The organism is Rhodobacterales bacterium HKCCA1288 (assembly GCA_015693905.1).
Taxonomy (GTDB): Bacteria; Pseudomonadota; Alphaproteobacteria; order Rhodobacterales; family Rhodobacteraceae; genus M30B80.
The window spans coordinates 2,629,325-2,643,619 of record CP065161.1; the positions used below are offsets into that span (position 1 = coordinate 2,629,325).

Sequence of the window (14,295 nt, forward strand, 5' to 3'; positions counted from 1 at the left end):
AGGGATGCGTCATTGGGCTGAAAAACTCGCTACGTCTGTGATGATGGGGCTGTGCCGATCAGCGGCGGTCTGGATCAGGCGCGCGCGACCTGTCGCGGAAATGGCCAAGGCGCTCAGAACGCCCGTGGCATAAGCGCCTGTGTCAAGGCCAATCATGGGTTTGGAGCAGTCGATGATTGATTGTGGAATGTGGCCGTGGATGACATGGCTGATCCCGCATGGCATATGAGTGCGGTCAGCTGTGCTGCGCGACCACAAAAGATCATAGGCCGTCTGTGCATCGGGCGCCGCATCGGGGTTCAGCCCCGCATGGGAAAGAAAGACTGTCCCGTGTTGGGCCGAATGCGGCAAATTTTCCAAAAAATCGAAATGGTATTGAGGGATATGTGCCTCAAGCAGCAAGCGCCGTCTTGTCCGCCTTGTGCTGTGCCAGAGTTCAGGTGTGATGCCATAAGAGGTGAGGGTGGCCGCGCCCCCGAATTCCAACCAAGCAGCGTCTTCGTTTGGGTCATTGAGAAAGCGCCGCATCATCTCTTCGTGATTGCCGCGCAGGCAAAGGCGCGACAGCCCTGATGGGGGCGCTTGAAGCAAATGATCCAGCATCTTTGCCGTATCAGGGCCGCGATCCACCATATCGCCTAAGAGAACGAGGGTCGCAGGGGCCTTGCCTTGCGCTACCTCTGCCGCGATCACGGTTTCGATTTGGTGGTAAAGCGCGAAACATCCGTGAACATCGCCCACCACATACAGCCCCCCCGCACAGGGAGAAAGGTAATTGGGGGCGAAAACCGCTTCTCGTTCGATACCAGAGGGACTATCGAACAGCCCGCGAGCCGTGGCAATCAGGCCGTTCAACAATGTTTTCCGTCCTTTGCGCGCGGCGCCCTTAGGCGGCACTGCCCAACTGTGCGACAATCTCGGGTGGAACATCGCCGCCCGCCTCAATGGAGCTGGCCACAGCCTCGACCGCCGCCAATTGTGTGGCGATTTCTTCTGCCGCGCCTGTGAAGCCAACCTCAGGATCGGCTGCCACGCGCACCGCAGCGGAGATGCCCGCGCGTTGTGCCACGGGTAGGTTGAGGGCAACCGCCGCAACACGTGTCACCACGGCGGCGATCTGCGCGTTCAATGTTGCGGGTGGCAGGGTCACGCCCGCAGCGCGCAAGCGGGTCAGGGCGGTGCGCATGATGGCCGCACAGCTGCCAGAATCGGCTGCACATCCCGCCTCAACCTCAGTGATCAGAGCATCGACATCAACGGCTTCTTGTGCATGGAGCGGTGTTACGGCCACCGCTGAGGCGATGACCGTAGCGCGCAAAAGGTTAGAAAAAGAGGGCATCAGACGATTTCTCCATTTACAGGCGATCATGTGAATTCACTGAAGATAGATATATATTTACATATAATAGTCAAATATAAATAACCATATAAAGGTGAGTAATCGCGCCTTTTGGGGGCCTAACGTTGAAACAGGCGCTTTTGCGGCTCTTGAAATTCATTGAGATTAATTAAGGATACCTTTTCCAGTGCGTTGGGTGATCGGATTCATTGTTTTAGCGGGTCTGACCTTTGCAGCAGGTGCCCTTGCTCGCGATGAGTGGCGTGCGCAACGGCAAGCGGCGATATCCAACACTGCGCTGCGCCTTGATCCCGCACAAATCCTTGGCCATCTGCCCCGTACGGTTGAAAGCCGATATCGGCTGCTTTCACGGTGCGATGCGGTGATGTCTGATAGGTTTCAGCCGCTTCAGCCGCCCCAGACGCGCGCCGCTGTAGGGGCCGCTTGCCAATCCTTGGCCGAGTATATCTTGCTCGATGCACCAAGCCTGTCTTTGGCGCATCTCGTGCGCGCACAGGCCTTGGCCGAACAGGGCCAAGATCCCCATAATAGCTTAATGGCCGCGCATGAAACGGGGGGCGCGCTTCTGTGGATGGCGGCGCGCCGTCTGCGCCTCGCCTTCGATGGCGCGGGGCGCGCGGCGCTTTCGGAAATGATTGGCGCGGATATCGCGCAATTGGCCAAGGCGGATCTTGGCCGCGATTTCCTTGCCGCGCTTTATCTGCAAGCCGATGCGGGCAAGCGGGCAGAGATGAGCGCGGTTTTCGCAACCCTTGCCCCCGATCTGCAGGCGCAGATCGTGGCGCAGATCAGGCGGCGCCTATGATGCGCAGCGATACAAATAAGCTCAACCGCGCATTGGCGCTGACCCTTAGCCTTGGCGTGATTTTCTCCACGGTATTCATCGGCCTGAACCGTCCGCTTCTATGGGCAGGGTTTTCCACAATGATTGGCCTTGTCGCGATGATCTACTTTGCCAATTTGTGGCGCGTAGCCCCCAATCGCACGCTTGCCGCGCGCAAGCTTTGGCCTGCTTTTGCCTGCGCCGCGCTTGTGCCGATCTGGGCCATAGTGCAATCCATTGCGCTGCCACAAGGCCAAGGTTGGGGCAGTCTGCTGTCGCCCGATCTGCAACCGTCCACGCTTTCGCTGATGCCAGATGCGGGACGTTCTGCATCGGTGCGGTTCGCCTTTTACGGCCTTTGGATGGCATTGGTGCTTGAGGCCGCGCGCCGCGTGTCGCGTGGGCGATTAATGCTGCAAATCCTGTTTTGGGGTGTGTCCGCCCATGCGCTTTGGGGGCTTTTGGCGCTGAATGTCTTGGGGGATATCACCGTTTGGGGGGAGGCAAAGACCACCTATCAAGGGTTTGCAACGGGGGTGTTCATCAACCGCAATTCCTTCGCCAGTTTCCTTGCTATGGGGGCCGTGATTGGGGTCACTTTGTTAATAGTGCCCGCGGCCAATCAATCATCGCATAGGTCTACACTGCTCAGCCATGGGAATGTTACCAATGGACTTTATGCCTTGGGTCTTGTGATCATTTTTGCGGCGTTATTTGCCACGGGATCGCGCCTAGGTGTGGCCTGTGCTCTTCTTGCCTGCCTGCTTTGCATCGGGGTGTGTCTCGCGCAGCGGGGCCTGTCGGCTTGGCGCATCGTGTTGGGCAGCCTAGGCCTAATCGCCTTGGGGGGCGGTGCCATGGCCCTGCTTTATGGCAAAGAGGGGATTTTACGCTTGTTCGATTTGAGCATAGCAGGCGATGTGCGCATGGCCGCGTGGGGTCGGATATGGGATTTGATCTTACTGCGCCCTTTAACGGGGTATGGGTTCGAAACCTTCCGCCCTGCTTATGAGTTGATCCATGGCGGGACAGGTGCAGGCGAGCAGATATGGGATCGCGCCCATGCAACCTATCTGTCGCTTTGGTTAGAGCTTGGGCTTATCATTGGAACGGTGCCAATCGCGCTGTTCTTCTGGGCGGCAATGGTATTGGTCCGCCGCGTTCATGCACGAGGTCGCGATGCACCCTTGGCGATTGCTGCCCTTTTCGCAATGCTTGCGGTTGGCCTTCATTCCTTGGGGGATTTTGGGCTGGAGATGCCCGCAAATGTGTTTCTGTTGCTCACATTGGTTGGGATTGGTCTTGCGCCACGGGCTTAAACGCCTGTGCCTTTGACCACCGCGCGGACAGTGCGCAGCAACAACAGCATATCGGTCTTGAGCGAGGCCGTGCGCGCATAGATACGATCATAATGGGCGCGGGCCGCAAAGCTGGTCATATGACGCGCGGTGACCTGCCATAGGCCCGTGATCCCCGGGGTGCGACCAAAGTAAATCGGGCCAGGGTAGAGCGGGGCCTGTTCTGGCATCATGGGGCGGGGGCCGACAAGGCTCATTTCCCCCTTCAGCACATTGAACAGCTGTGGCAATTCATCAAGCGAGGATCGCCGCAAAAATCGCCCAACCCATGTGATCCGAGGGTCAGTTTTCAGCTTTTGGTGCAAGACCCATTCGCGCCGTAGAACAGGGTCTGCGGTTATCGCGTCTTGCAGTCGCGCCTCCGCATCTGGCACCATCGTGCGCAGCTTGAGGCAGTCAAAGGTGCTGCCATCCGCGCATAGGCGTTTTTGGCGGTAAAACCCCGCTCCCCCATCAAGGCGGACAACCAGCCATAAAGCGGCAATAACAGGTGCAGTTACGGGCAGGGAAAGGGTGACTAAACCAATGTCCATAACGCGCTTAAAAGGATAGGAACAGCCCGTGGCGTTAGCGCGATTGGCCACGTCAGGCCTTTGCGCGTGGCTATGTCCTGTCGCATTTGATAGGTTTGCAGGATGGCGTCTCGATGCACCCAAAGCGGGCCCTGACGATGTGGCCAAGGGAATGTTCGCAGCATCAGCCGTTTTAAGGTCATCCAACATTAGCATATATCTTTCGATAGCCGAGCATATCGATCTCTCGATCCCTGCTCTTAAGATGCCCTAACCAACTATAAAAAATATATATAATTTCAAGATAATTTTAGCAAATTTCTCACAAGAGTTTGATTTAAAAAAACTTTTTTCTGGAAATTTTTTTAGTTCGCGCGGTTTTTACCTAGGGTTCTTTGCATTTGCCACTATCGATTCTGTGCCTGCAAAACCTAGGGTTGAGCGCGGCGTGCTCACCTGTTTTGTATGGCGTGGCTCAATGCTGCCCCTAATTCGTAATAGGCCGCGCGCAATTGACCAAATCCCGTTACCGATTTTTGCAATGGTGGCATCGGCCAGAGGTTGCGGTTTTGTTGCAAAAGGGCCTGCGCGGCCACTGTGCCAAATACGGTTCCAGGGCCTATCCCGCGCCCTGAATATCCAAACACAGCCGCACCATTTGGTCCGATCTCCAAGACTTTGGGAATATGGTCGCCAGTCATGGCGATACGCCCTTGCCAGATATGGCTAAAGCCTTGCCCTGCCAGTTGCGGGAAGGTTTGCGCCAATTTGCGCGCTGCCCATGCGTGATGCGTGCCGCCCCCAAGCCGCCCTTCAACATTGCCAATCGCGCCCAAGATCAGGCGCCCTGTCGCATCCATGCGAAAGGAACTCATGACCATTGCCGTGTCCCACGCCCCTTCACCGCCCGCTAGAATTTCGGCGCGCAAGCTCTGCGGCAGGGGTGTTGTCGCAAATTGGCTATAATAAACGGGGATGAAGCTGGGCCTGTAACTGGAAAATCCCGCCATGTGATAGGCATTGGTGGCAATCAATGCGGATTGCGCGGTGATCTCGCGCCCTGCGGCGCGCGCCACCCAAGCGCGGCCCTGATGGGTTAAATCTTCAACTGTGAGGGGGGCAAAGATCAGTGCCCCTGCCGCTTGGGCCGCGCGGGCAAGCCCGCGTGCGTAAGCCAAAGGTTGAATCGTGCCAGCACGCGGATCAAACAGCGCGCCTGAAAAGTTAGGGCTGCCCGTGCGCGCGGCAGTTTCCTCGGCATCAAGCAGCTGCAAGGGCGCGCCATATTGGTTGCCTTGGCGATGGCGGGTTTTCAGATCATCCAATCCCGCCGCGTTATGGGCAAGGTGCAAGGTGCCGTTCCGCGTGGCTTCGCAGGCGATATTCTCGCGCGCGATCAGGTCAAAAACACGGGCAGGGGCCGCGCCAAGCGTATCAATCAGCGCTTCACCCGCATTGACGCCGAGGGTTTTGATGATCTCCTGCGGCGGCAACCACAGCCCTGCATTCACAAGGCCCACATTGCGCCCCGATCCGCCATGGCCGATCTCTTGCGCCTCAAGAAGCGCGACCTTGGCGCCCATGCGGGCGGCCTCTAATGCCGCAGAAAGGCCCGTGAAGCCGCCCCCGATGATCAAGAGATCAACCGCGCTTGGTAAAGCGTCTGCGCTGTCGGCTGTCACCTGCTCGCGCGCGGTGCTGTGCCACAGATTGCCCTTTGATCCAAAAGCCCCAGACGCCTGCATCGGCGCGCCCCTTTGTGATTAGAAAAACGCCTGAAGCCCTGTTTGCGCGCGCCCCAAAATCAGGGCATGCACGTCATGTGTGCCTTCGTAGGTGTTGACCGTCTCAAGGTTTTGCGCGTGCCGCATCACATGATACTCAGCCATGATCCCATTGCCGCCATGCATATCCCGTGCATCGCGCGCCACGGCCAAGGCTTTGCCGCAATTGTTGCGTTTGATCAGGCTGATCAATTCGGGCGCACAGCTGCCCTCATCCATCATGCGACCTGCACGCAAAGCCCCTTGCAGGCCAAGCGCGATTTCCGTCTGCATATCGGCCAACTTTTTCTGAAACAGCTGTGTTTGCGCAAGAGGGCGGTCGAATTGGCGGCGGTCGAGCCCATATTGGCGGGCGCGATGCCAGCAATCTTCGGCGGCACCCATCACCCCCCACGCAATGCCATAGCGCGCGCGGTTGAGGCAGCCAAACGGCCCCTTCAGCCCCTCGACATTTGGCAAAAGCGCATCTTCTGGCACGGCAACCTGATCCATCACGATCTCGCCCGTGACCGAAGCCCGCAAGGAAAGTTTGCCCTCAATCTTGGGCGCAGACAGGCCCTTCATCCCTTTCTCAAGGATGAAGCCGCGGATCTTGCCGCCATGGGCCTCCGATTTTGCCCAAACGATAAAGACATCCGCGATAGGTGCGTTGGAAATCCACATCTTTGCGCCGTTCAACACATAGCCATCTGCGGTTTTCGTGGCTGTGGTTTTCATCCCTGCGGGGTCAGAGCCCGCTTCGGGCTCGGTCAAACCAAAGCAGCCAATAAGCGCGCCGCTGATCAGTTTGGGCAAATATTTTTGTTTTTGTGCCTCTGACCCGTAAGCATGGATCGGGTAGATCACGAGGCTTGATTGCACGGACATCATCGAACGATATCCAGAATCGACCCGCTCGACTGCGCGGGCGATTAAGCCATAGCTGACATAGCTTGCGCCAATGCCGCCATAGGTTTCGGGCACAGTTACGCCCAAAAGGCCCATTTCTCCCATCATGGGAAATAGTTCAGGCGCAGTGGTTTCGTTCAAATAAGCTTCGGTGACGCGGGGGGCGAGGTGGTCTTGGGCAAAGGCCTCGGCGCTTTCGGAAATCATCACTTCCTCAGGCGCAAGCTGCGCTGCCAGATGAAAGGGATCGGCCCACTCAAAAGCCGCGAGAGCAGGGCCTGATTTTGCGCTGTGACCATCTGGCATCGTTACGTCCTCCAAAGCAAAAAACATATGGTCGACATTGCCGCGAAGCGCGGCAAGGTTCAACCCATGCGCACCCGCCCAATAAGGGCAGAAAGCGCAAAGAACAGGGCGGCCGCACAGACAATGCTTGGCCCTGTGGGGGTGTCATAGGCGAATGATCCCCAAAGTCCAAGCGCAACCGATGCCACCCCAATCAGCGAGGCCAAAATGGCCATCCCTTCTGGGTTGCGGGCCAAGGGCCGTGCCGCTGAAGCGGGAATGAGCATCAATGCAATGATCAACAGCGCCCCCACCACCTTGATGGCCACAGCCACGCTGATGGCAAGGGCAAGGGTCAGCAACATATTCTCACGCCGTGGCGCAATGCCACTGGCATGGGCCAATTCAGGCGACAGCGTCACAGTCAACAGCGCCTGCCAACGGCTGAGGATCAGCACCAAAACCACCGCCGCACCAAGCCAGATCACCGCCAAATCAGCACGACTAACCGCCAGAATGTCACCAAAAAGATAGGCCGATAAATCAGCACGCACCCCTTTGGTCAGGCTTACGGCCACTAGGCCAATAGCAAGCGCCGCATGGGCGAAGGTGCCAAGCAAGCTGTCAAGGCCGAGTGAGCGTTCTGATAGGCTTGTCACCATCAAGGCCACGATCAGGCAGATCACCAGAACCCCTGTGAAAATCGACAGGTTCAACGCAAGCGAGATGGCAACCCCCAACAGCGCGGCATGGGCCGTGGCATCACCAAAATAGGCCATGCGCCGCCAAACCAGAAAACAGCCCAAAACACCCGCAACCACAGCGACCCCGACCCCCGCAAGGGCGGCGCGGATCATGAAATCATCAAGCATCATTGCACCTTTTCGGGGCTGTGGTCGTGGCTGTGCGCATGGCCGTGATCGTGATCATGGCTGTGGCTATGTTCATGCCGATACAGGGCCAATGCCCCATGCGTGCCCGTTCCAAAAAGCGCGCGATATTCAGGCGCGCTTGCAACTGTTTCGGGGCGGCCTTCGCAGCAGATATGCCCGTTGAGGCAAATCACCCGATCCGAGGCACTCATCACAACGTGCAATTCATGGCTGACCATCAAAACCGCACAACCCACCTCGCGCCGCAGATCTTCGATTTGGGTGTAGAAGGCGGCAGATCCCGGTTGATCCAGCCCTTGTGTGGCTTCGTCCAAAATCAGCAATGTTGGGCGGTCAAGAATGGCGCGGGCCAAAAGGACACGCTGAAATTGCCCCCCTGACAATTCGGTCATCTGCCGCGCGCCCAAATCGGGCAAACCCGCTTGATGCAAGGCGGTTGCAATTTCCGCAGGGCTGTGACGGCGCGGCATCGACAAAAACCGCGCCACAGTCACAGGCAGGCTGCGGTCAATATGCAGCTTTTGCGGCACATAGCCGATCCGCAAATTCTCGGCCCTTGTGATTATGCCCCGCTCAGGCTGCAACGCCCCAATCAAGGCGCGCAATAGCGAGGTTTTCCCCGATCCGTTCGGCCCCACGATTGTAACGATTTCACCAAGGGCAATTTCAAAATTCACATGATCCAACACCACGCGCCCCGCTTGGCTCAGGCGCAGATTTTGGGTTTGGATCAGGGGCCGTTTTCTAGGTGCGTTCATGGCCGTGCCTCGCGGCAGGCGGGGCAGAGCCCTTCCAATTCGACCGAACTGCGTTCAACCGCGAAGCCCAAATTTTTTGCCTCGCTCACCAGCCCCAATTCGGCCTCAGGCCTGCCCGTTTCTGCAACCATATCGCAGTTGCGACAAATCATGAAGGCAGGCATATGCGCCCCCTCATTGGGCAGGGTGCAAGCGATATAGGCATTGAGGCGCTCAATGCGATGCGCGAAGCCATGGCTGACCAGAAAATCGAGCGCGCGATAGGCCACAGGGGGTTGGGCATTCTGCCCCTCAGCCGATAGGCGCGCCAGAATATCATAGGCCCCAAGGGCGCGATGCTCCTCAAGTAGGATTTCCAAGACACGTTTACGCTGCGCCGTCAGGCGCAGGCCTTCGGCGGCGCATCGTGCCTCGGCGGCGGCAAGCGCCGAGGCGATGCACCCTTGATGGTCGTGGTCGTGGAATTGGTTTTGCGACATTGGCGCGCATAACCTTTCATATTGCCGATTTTCGGTATTGATATGTTATAACATATCTACTAACTCTGACCCTGTTCTAATCATGAGGGTGCGCGGATGTCTATGAGATTCTTACTTGGCACAGGTGTGATTTGCGCCTTTTCAGCGGCAACGCCGTCTGCGGCGGTCGCAGAGGTGCCGAGGGTTGTAACAGATATCGCCCCCGTGCATTCGCTTGTGGCACAGGTCATGGCGGGGGTCGGTGTACCTGATTTGTTGATCGACCAAGCCACAAGTCCGCATCACTTTGCCTTGCGCCCCTCGCAGGCGCGCGCGCTGCAAGAGGCTGATTTGGTGATCTGGATTGGGGCTGGCCTGTCACCCGCCTTGTCGGGGGCGATTGCTGATCTTGCAGGGGCGGGTAAGGAGATGGCGCTTTTGTCGGTGCCGCAGACGGATCTCCTGCCCATTCGCGAAGATGTGCGTTTTGAGGCGCATCGCCACGATGATCACGATGATCACGGCCATGATGACCAAGGTCACGATGATCATGACGACCACGGGCATGACGACCACGGGCATGACGATCACGAAGATGAGGGTCACGAAGACCATGCCCACGATGGCGCGATTGATCCCCATGCGTGGCTTGATCCTGACAATGCCGCCCTGTGGCTGACCGCGATTGCCGAGGAATTGGCGGCGGCAGACCCCGACCATGCACAGACATATCTCAGAAATGCCGAAAACGCCGCGCGGCAGGTGGAAGATCTCGCGGATCAAATCGAGGCGGATTTTGCGGCAACGCCGCCGCCCGCCTTCATCGTGTTCCACGATGCTTATCAGTATTTTGAAGATGCGTTTGATATTTCCGCGCAAGGGGCCATTAGCCTGTCAGATGCAAGCGCCCCTTCGGCGGCGCGCCTGTCTGAAATTCGCACGATTGTGGCCGAGCAGGGGGTCGAATGCCTGTTTGCGGAGCCGCAATTTGACCCAGATATCCTCAGCGCCGTGGCCGATGCGGCCCCTGTCTCAATCGCAGTGATTGACCCATATGGCGGGCATATCCCCACGGGTGTCGATTTCTACCCCGCGCTTTTGCAGGATTTGGCTACAGGTATTTCGGGCTGCAAGGGCTAATGGCCTAGCGTAGGCCAAGCCGCTTTTTGAGGCTGCGCTTCCAACGGAACATCAGATGCACGCGCCGCGCATGGCGCAAATCGGCGGCGGTGACAGCGGGGCGCTTGGTGACCGCAATGCGGCGCAAGATCGTCAGGCTGCCTGCGCGTGCCTCAATTTTGAAATCCGGGTTATGGGCGAGGAATGTGTCAATCGCCCATCCCACGCCAGGAAATGCCGCGCCGTGATCATGCAGGGCAATAACGCCACCTTTGGTGACGCAATCGGCCCATTGCAAATCCACAGTGACGTAATAGTGGCGATGGTCACCATCAATGAAAACGAAATCAAACATCTGCCCTGATGCGCGAGCAGGATCGATGAAATCTTGGGTCACACCTTTCCAAAAGGTGACCAGATTGGGGTCAATCCCCGCCGATATCAGGTTGCGGGTGATGATATTTTCTTGATCGGGGTAATAGGTCAGCGGATCAATCACAAAAAAATCTGGGCGGGCATCGGGCGCGTATTGCCCCATCATCTCTTTCAATGTGCCGCCCGCCGCGGTGCCAATTTCCAAATGCGCCCCTGAAAATGCAGAATTTTTCAAGGTTTCCATCAAAAGTGTGCGCTCTTCTGCGGTGCATTCGGATTCGAGCGTGGTCGCGCTAGGTCTGGCCATTGTGATATTTCCCCGTAAATCTTGTCTGCGGCATTGCGCGAATATGGCAACAAGTCAAGCGTGCCACCCTTGCAGCCCCTGTCCTGCAAGACTAAGACTCTTGGTAACACTTCGATGATACAGCGCCAAAACAGCAATTAACCCCAGTTGAGGATGCACCATGAAAGATCCGATTGATACCTACATGAACACGCTTGTGCCTATGGTGGTCGAGCAAACCTCGCGCGGGGAGCGGGCCTATGACATTTTCTCGCGCCTGCTGAAGGAACGGATCATTTTCATCTCTGGCCCAATCCATGACGGCATGTCGAGCCTAATCGTGGCGCAGCTTTTGCACCTTGAGGCCGAAAACCCTTCAAAAGAGATTTCGATGTATATCAATAGCCCTGGTGGCGTGGTGACATCTGGCCTGTCGATCTATGACACCATGCAATACATCAAACCACAGGTCTCGACTTTGGTGGTGGGGCAGGCGGCCTCGATGGGGTCGCTTTTGCTAACCGCAGGTGAGGCGGGCATGCGCTTTTCTCTGCCCAATAGCCGCATCATGGTGCACCAGCCCTCAGGCGGGTATCAGGGTCAGGCGACCGATATCATGATCCATGCACAAGAGACGCAAAAGCTGAAAGATCGCTTGAACCAGATCTATGTCAAACATACTGGCCAGAAATTCGAAAAAGTGGTCGAGGCGCTTGAGCGCGACAATTTCATGGATGCCGAACAAGCCAAGGCTTGGGGTCTGATTGACCAGATCGTGGAAAGCCGCGCAGCCCTGGAAGAAAAGTAAGAATGGCACGGGCGGGGCAGATATGACCTCGCCTGATGCAATTTGGCGTTGTGGTGGCGGTTTTGCTGTTCTACGCTATGAGCCAAAGATGAAACAGGCGCAGATAGTTTGCGGCAGGGGCCGTTCCTGCCGAACCGTTCGAAGGTGATTGAGATGGCAGATTCCGCCAGTGGCGACTCGAAAAATACGCTTTACTGCTCGTTTTGCGGCAAAAGCCAACACGAGGTTCGCAAGCTTATTGCAGGCCCGACAGTGTTCATTTGCGATGAATGCGTTGAGCTTTGTATGGATATCATTCGGGAGGAGACGAAATCCTCAAGCTTGAAATCCACTGACGGCGTGCCAAGCCCGCGCGACATTTGCGCGGTTCTCGATGACTATGTGATCGGCCAAGAGCATGCAAAGCGCGTGCTGTCTGTTGCGGTTCACAATCACTACAAACGCCTAAACCATTCGGATAAATCCGAGATTGAATTGGCGAAGTCCAATATCTTGCTGATCGGCCCGACTGGCTGCGGCAAAACCCTTCTTGCGCAAACCTTGGCGCGGATCTTGGACGTGCCGTTCACGATGGCTGATGCAACCACCCTGACCGAAGCGGGTTATGTGGGTGAGGATGTCGAAAACATCATTCTTAAGCTATTGCAGGCCTCTGAATATAACGTGGATCGTGCGCAACGCGGCATCGTCTATATTGACGAGGTCGATAAGATCACGCGCAAATCTGACAATCCCTCCATCACCCGTGATGTTTCGGGCGAGGGGGTGCAGCAGGCCCTTCTGAAAATCATGGAAGGCACGGTTGCAAGCGTTCCGCCACAAGGGGGGCGTAAACACCCGCAGCAGGAATTTTTGCAGGTCGACACGACCAATATCTTGTTCATCTGCGGCGGCGCTTTTGCGGGTCTTGAAAAAATCATCGCGCAGCGTGGCAAAGGGTCGGCCATCGGTTTTGGCGCCGATGTCAAAGACAATGACAGCCGCGGTGTCGGTGAAATGTTCAAGGAACTTGAGCCAGAAGATCTGTTGAAATTCGGCCTGATCCCCGAATTTGTGGGCCGTTTGCCCGTGATCGCAACGCTGACCGATCTTGATGAGGCGGCTTTGGTCACGATTTTGACCGAACCGAAAAACGCGCTTGTGAAACAGTATCAGCGTCTTTTTGAACTGGAAGATGTGAAGCTGAAATTCACCGATGACGCCCTGAGTGCGATTGCTAAGCGTGCGATTGAGCGTAAGACGGGCGCACGCGGCCTGCGGTCAATCATGGAAGATATCCTGCTCGATACCATGTTTGAATTGCCAGGCGCGGAAGGCGTGTTGGAGGTTGTGGTCAATGATGAGGCCGTGACGTCAGACGTTCAGCCCCTGATGATCTATGCCGATCGCAAAAAAGATGAGGCCGCCTCCTCGGCAGGTTAAGGTCTAGCGCATCCAATAGCCTGCATTGCGCAGTCTGTTTCGAATAACCTGCTCCTTTCGGGGCAGGTTTTTTTGATCGAACAAGGCCCGCGCCTCACGCCCTTTTCCCTGATAAATCAGCCGCTTGAAGGGGGCATATGCCTTGAGAACCTTTTTGTATTTCTGGGGCGCTGTGATCGCCTCTAAGGCCTCTACCACGGCATCGCTTTCCCGCGCATATAGCAATGGGATTAAGCGGTAATGGCAGGAATGGCTGCCATCAAGATATCCTTGTGGCAGGGCCTCTGCCCCCCCGCCGAAGGAGTGAATAACCAAGGGAAGCGCCACTTGATCCAGCCACGGATCAAGCGATTGACAGGCAAGTTCAGGCAAATCGCGGTCGCGGATTGTGCAGGCATATTCTGCAAACCGCGCCCCGAATTGTGGGGCTGAGTGATAATAGAAAAATCCCGCATTGAAATAGGGGTAATGGCGCCAACAGTCAGGCGGATATGCGGGATTGACGGCTGTCGCCATATCAAGCCCAAACAGCCCATAGAGCGCCCCCCAAATGCCCGCATAATCGGGCCCGTAAAGGGGCAGTTCAGGCCAAGTGCCGCTGACCCGCAGCGAGGCAGAGGGGCGGCTGAAATCAAGAGGCACATCGCGCACCTCGTCCGTGATCAAAGTATCACTGTCAAAGAAGAGGAAAGGCCGCCCATCGGGCATTGCGCTTAACGCTTCGATCTTATTGCCGTAGGGGTAGGGCGCACCAAAATGACGGTTTTCAAACGGTAAGATCTCCGCCCCTAAATCGCGCAACAAACCCTTGACCTGAGGGTCATTGATGCGCGGGTCTTTGGGCCAAAGCGGCCCGGGCTGCGGTTCGGCCACATAAAGCTTGCCTGAAAAACGGGGGGAATAGGCGCGCAAAGACAGCGCAAACAGTGCCGCCTCATATTGCCACCGCCCCGCTTGGGCAATGATGACGATGTCAAAATTCTGCTCAGACGCGGGGTGCGCCTGTGATGTTTGTGCTTTGGCCATATGTCCCGTAACCCTTTGGACCCCTTATGCTTAGGCCCGTTTCCCTGCTCTGTCACGAGGCAAATCACCGAGCCGCCCTTGGCAAGCCCGTTTCGCACTGCGATAGAGGGGCAAGACGCACGACAAAAGGGCATGGGCAA

Annotated in this window: 15 protein-coding genes; 5 read left to right on the top strand and 10 right to left on the bottom strand. The window is 56.8% G+C overall.

Translation table 11 applies throughout. From position 1 onward, the window contains the following. Positions 1-9 precede the first annotated feature (9 nt). Both I3V23_12930 and I3V23_12935 read right to left on the bottom strand, forming a co-directional pair. On the bottom strand, positions 10-930 hold the full coding sequence (locus I3V23_12930; GenBank protein QPI85422.1) for a serine/threonine protein phosphatase: 921 nt from the start codon (positions 928-930) through the stop codon (positions 10-12). After that, positions 887-1,339 (bottom strand): hypothetical protein, encoded by a 453-nt coding sequence (locus tag I3V23_12935; GenBank protein QPI85423.1) that lies wholly within the window; start codon positions 1,337-1,339, stop codon positions 887-889. Before I3V23_12935 ends, I3V23_12930 begins: the two co-directional genes overlap by 44 nt. A gap of 187 nt (positions 1,340-1,526) precedes the next feature. On the opposite strand from I3V23_12935, the gene I3V23_12940 reads away from it, so the two are divergent. Next, entirely contained in the window at positions 1,527-2,165 is a 639-nt protein-coding gene (locus I3V23_12940; GenBank protein ID QPI85424.1) for a hypothetical protein, read from the top strand. Then, positions 2,162-3,502: an O-antigen ligase family protein gene (locus tag I3V23_12945; protein ID QPI85425.1), complete on the top strand. Its 1,341-nt coding sequence runs from the start codon at positions 2,162-2,164 to the stop codon at positions 3,500-3,502. The genes I3V23_12940 and I3V23_12945 overlap by 4 nt, the downstream gene beginning before the upstream one ends. Here the strand turns inward: I3V23_12945 and I3V23_12950 are convergent. The 6 genes from I3V23_12950 to I3V23_12975 form a co-directional block, all read right to left on the bottom strand. Continuing rightward, positions 3,499-4,263 (bottom strand): sugar transferase, encoded by a 765-nt coding sequence (locus I3V23_12950; protein QPI85426.1) that lies wholly within the window; start codon positions 4,261-4,263, stop codon positions 3,499-3,501. The genes I3V23_12945 and I3V23_12950 overlap by 4 nt on opposite strands. Before the next feature lie 242 nt (positions 4,264-4,505). Continuing rightward, positions 4,506-5,798, bottom strand: a complete 1,293-nt coding sequence (locus tag I3V23_12955) for an FAD-binding oxidoreductase (GenBank protein QPI85427.1) — start codon at positions 5,796-5,798, stop codon at positions 4,506-4,508. A gap of 18 nt (positions 5,799-5,816) precedes the next feature. Continuing rightward, positions 5,817-7,031 (bottom strand): acyl-CoA dehydrogenase, encoded by a 1,215-nt coding sequence (locus I3V23_12960; GenBank protein QPI86840.1) that lies wholly within the window; start codon positions 7,029-7,031, stop codon positions 5,817-5,819. Positions 7,032-7,090: 59 nt separating this feature from the next. Continuing rightward, positions 7,091-7,882 carry a metal ABC transporter permease gene (locus tag I3V23_12965; protein ID QPI85428.1) on the bottom strand — a complete coding sequence of 264 codons (792 nt, stop codon included), beginning with the start codon at positions 7,880-7,882 and terminating at the stop codon, positions 7,091-7,093. Further along, positions 7,882-8,661 (bottom strand): metal ABC transporter ATP-binding protein, encoded by a 780-nt coding sequence (locus I3V23_12970; protein ID QPI85429.1) that lies wholly within the window; start codon positions 8,659-8,661, stop codon positions 7,882-7,884. Before I3V23_12970 ends, I3V23_12965 begins: the two co-directional genes overlap by 1 nt. Continuing rightward, positions 8,658-9,140 (bottom strand): transcriptional repressor, encoded by a 483-nt coding sequence (locus tag I3V23_12975; GenBank protein QPI85430.1) that lies wholly within the window; start codon positions 9,138-9,140, stop codon positions 8,658-8,660. The genes I3V23_12970 and I3V23_12975 overlap by 4 nt, the downstream gene beginning before the upstream one ends. Positions 9,141-9,242: 102 nt before the next feature. Here I3V23_12975 and I3V23_12980 point away from each other — a divergent pair, with 102 nt between their 5' ends. Continuing rightward, positions 9,243-10,259: a zinc ABC transporter substrate-binding protein gene (locus I3V23_12980; protein QPI86841.1), complete on the top strand. Its 1,017-nt coding sequence runs from the start codon at positions 9,243-9,245 to the stop codon at positions 10,257-10,259. Positions 10,260-10,263: 4 nt separating this feature from the next. Here the strand turns inward: I3V23_12980 and I3V23_12985 are convergent, their stop codons facing one another. After that, on the bottom strand, positions 10,264-10,920 hold the full coding sequence (locus tag I3V23_12985; GenBank protein ID QPI85431.1) for a class I SAM-dependent methyltransferase: 657 nt from the start codon (positions 10,918-10,920) through the stop codon (positions 10,264-10,266). A 160-nt stretch (positions 10,921-11,080) separates the two neighbouring features. Here I3V23_12985 and I3V23_12990 point away from each other — a divergent pair, with 160 nt between their 5' ends. Both I3V23_12990 and clpX read left to right on the top strand, forming a co-directional pair. After that, a complete protein-coding gene (locus I3V23_12990) occupies positions 11,081-11,707 on the top strand; it encodes an ATP-dependent Clp protease proteolytic subunit (GenBank protein ID QPI85432.1) in 627 nt (208 codons plus the stop codon). Positions 11,708-11,860: 153 nt separating this feature from the next. Then, complete coding sequence (clpX, locus tag I3V23_12995) at positions 11,861-13,129, top strand: ATP-dependent Clp protease ATP-binding subunit ClpX (protein QPI85433.1); 1,269 nt, start codon at positions 11,861-11,863, stop codon at positions 13,127-13,129. 3 nt (positions 13,130-13,132) lie between these two features. On the opposite strand, the gene I3V23_13000 is transcribed toward clpX, so the two are convergent. Further along, on the bottom strand, positions 13,133-14,155 hold the full coding sequence (locus I3V23_13000) for a hypothetical protein (protein ID QPI85434.1): 1,023 nt from the start codon (positions 14,153-14,155) through the stop codon (positions 13,133-13,135). Between the last annotated feature and the right edge of the window lie 140 nt (positions 14,156-14,295).

What these genes read in the sequence shown, in the direction of transcription:
- I3V23_12935 (QPI85423.1), bottom strand. Translation starts at nt 1,339, where the DNA reads ATGCCCTCTTTTTCTAACCTTTTGCGCGCTACGGTCATCGCCTCAGCG.
- I3V23_12945 (QPI85425.1), top strand. Translation starts at nt 2,162, where the DNA reads ATGATGCGCAGCGATACAAATAAGCTCAACCGCGCATTGGCGCTGACC.
- I3V23_13000 (QPI85434.1), bottom strand. Translation starts at nt 14,155, where the DNA reads ATGGCCAAAGCACAAACATCACAGGCGCACCCCGCGTCTGAGCAGAAT.
- I3V23_12930 (QPI85422.1), bottom strand. Translation starts at nt 930, where the DNA reads ATGTTCCACCCGAGATTGTCGCACAGTTGGGCAGTGCCGCCTAAGGGC.
- I3V23_12950 (QPI85426.1), bottom strand. Translation starts at nt 4,263, where the DNA reads ATGTTGGATGACCTTAAAACGGCTGATGCTGCGAACATTCCCTTGGCC.
- I3V23_12965 (QPI85428.1), bottom strand. Translation starts at nt 7,882, where the DNA reads ATGCTTGATGATTTCATGATCCGCGCCGCCCTTGCGGGGGTCGGGGTC.
- I3V23_12985 (QPI85431.1), bottom strand. Translation starts at nt 10,920, where the DNA reads ATGGCCAGACCTAGCGCGACCACGCTCGAATCCGAATGCACCGCAGAA.
- I3V23_12970 (QPI85429.1), bottom strand. Translation starts at nt 8,661, where the DNA reads ATGAACGCACCTAGAAAACGGCCCCTGATCCAAACCCAAAATCTGCGC.
- I3V23_12960 (QPI86840.1), bottom strand. Translation starts at nt 7,031, where the DNA reads ATGCCAGATGGTCACAGCGCAAAATCAGGCCCTGCTCTCGCGGCTTTT.
- I3V23_12975 (QPI85430.1), bottom strand. Translation starts at nt 9,140, where the DNA reads ATGTCGCAAAACCAATTCCACGACCACGACCATCAAGGGTGCATCGCC.
- clpX (QPI85433.1), top strand. Translation starts at nt 11,861, where the DNA reads ATGGCAGATTCCGCCAGTGGCGACTCGAAAAATACGCTTTACTGCTCG.
- I3V23_12980 (QPI86841.1), top strand. Translation starts at nt 9,243, where the DNA reads ATGAGATTCTTACTTGGCACAGGTGTGATTTGCGCCTTTTCAGCGGCA.
- I3V23_12955 (QPI85427.1), bottom strand. Translation starts at nt 5,798, where the DNA reads ATGCAGGCGTCTGGGGCTTTTGGATCAAAGGGCAATCTGTGGCACAGC.
- I3V23_12990 (QPI85432.1), top strand. Translation starts at nt 11,081, where the DNA reads ATGAAAGATCCGATTGATACCTACATGAACACGCTTGTGCCTATGGTG.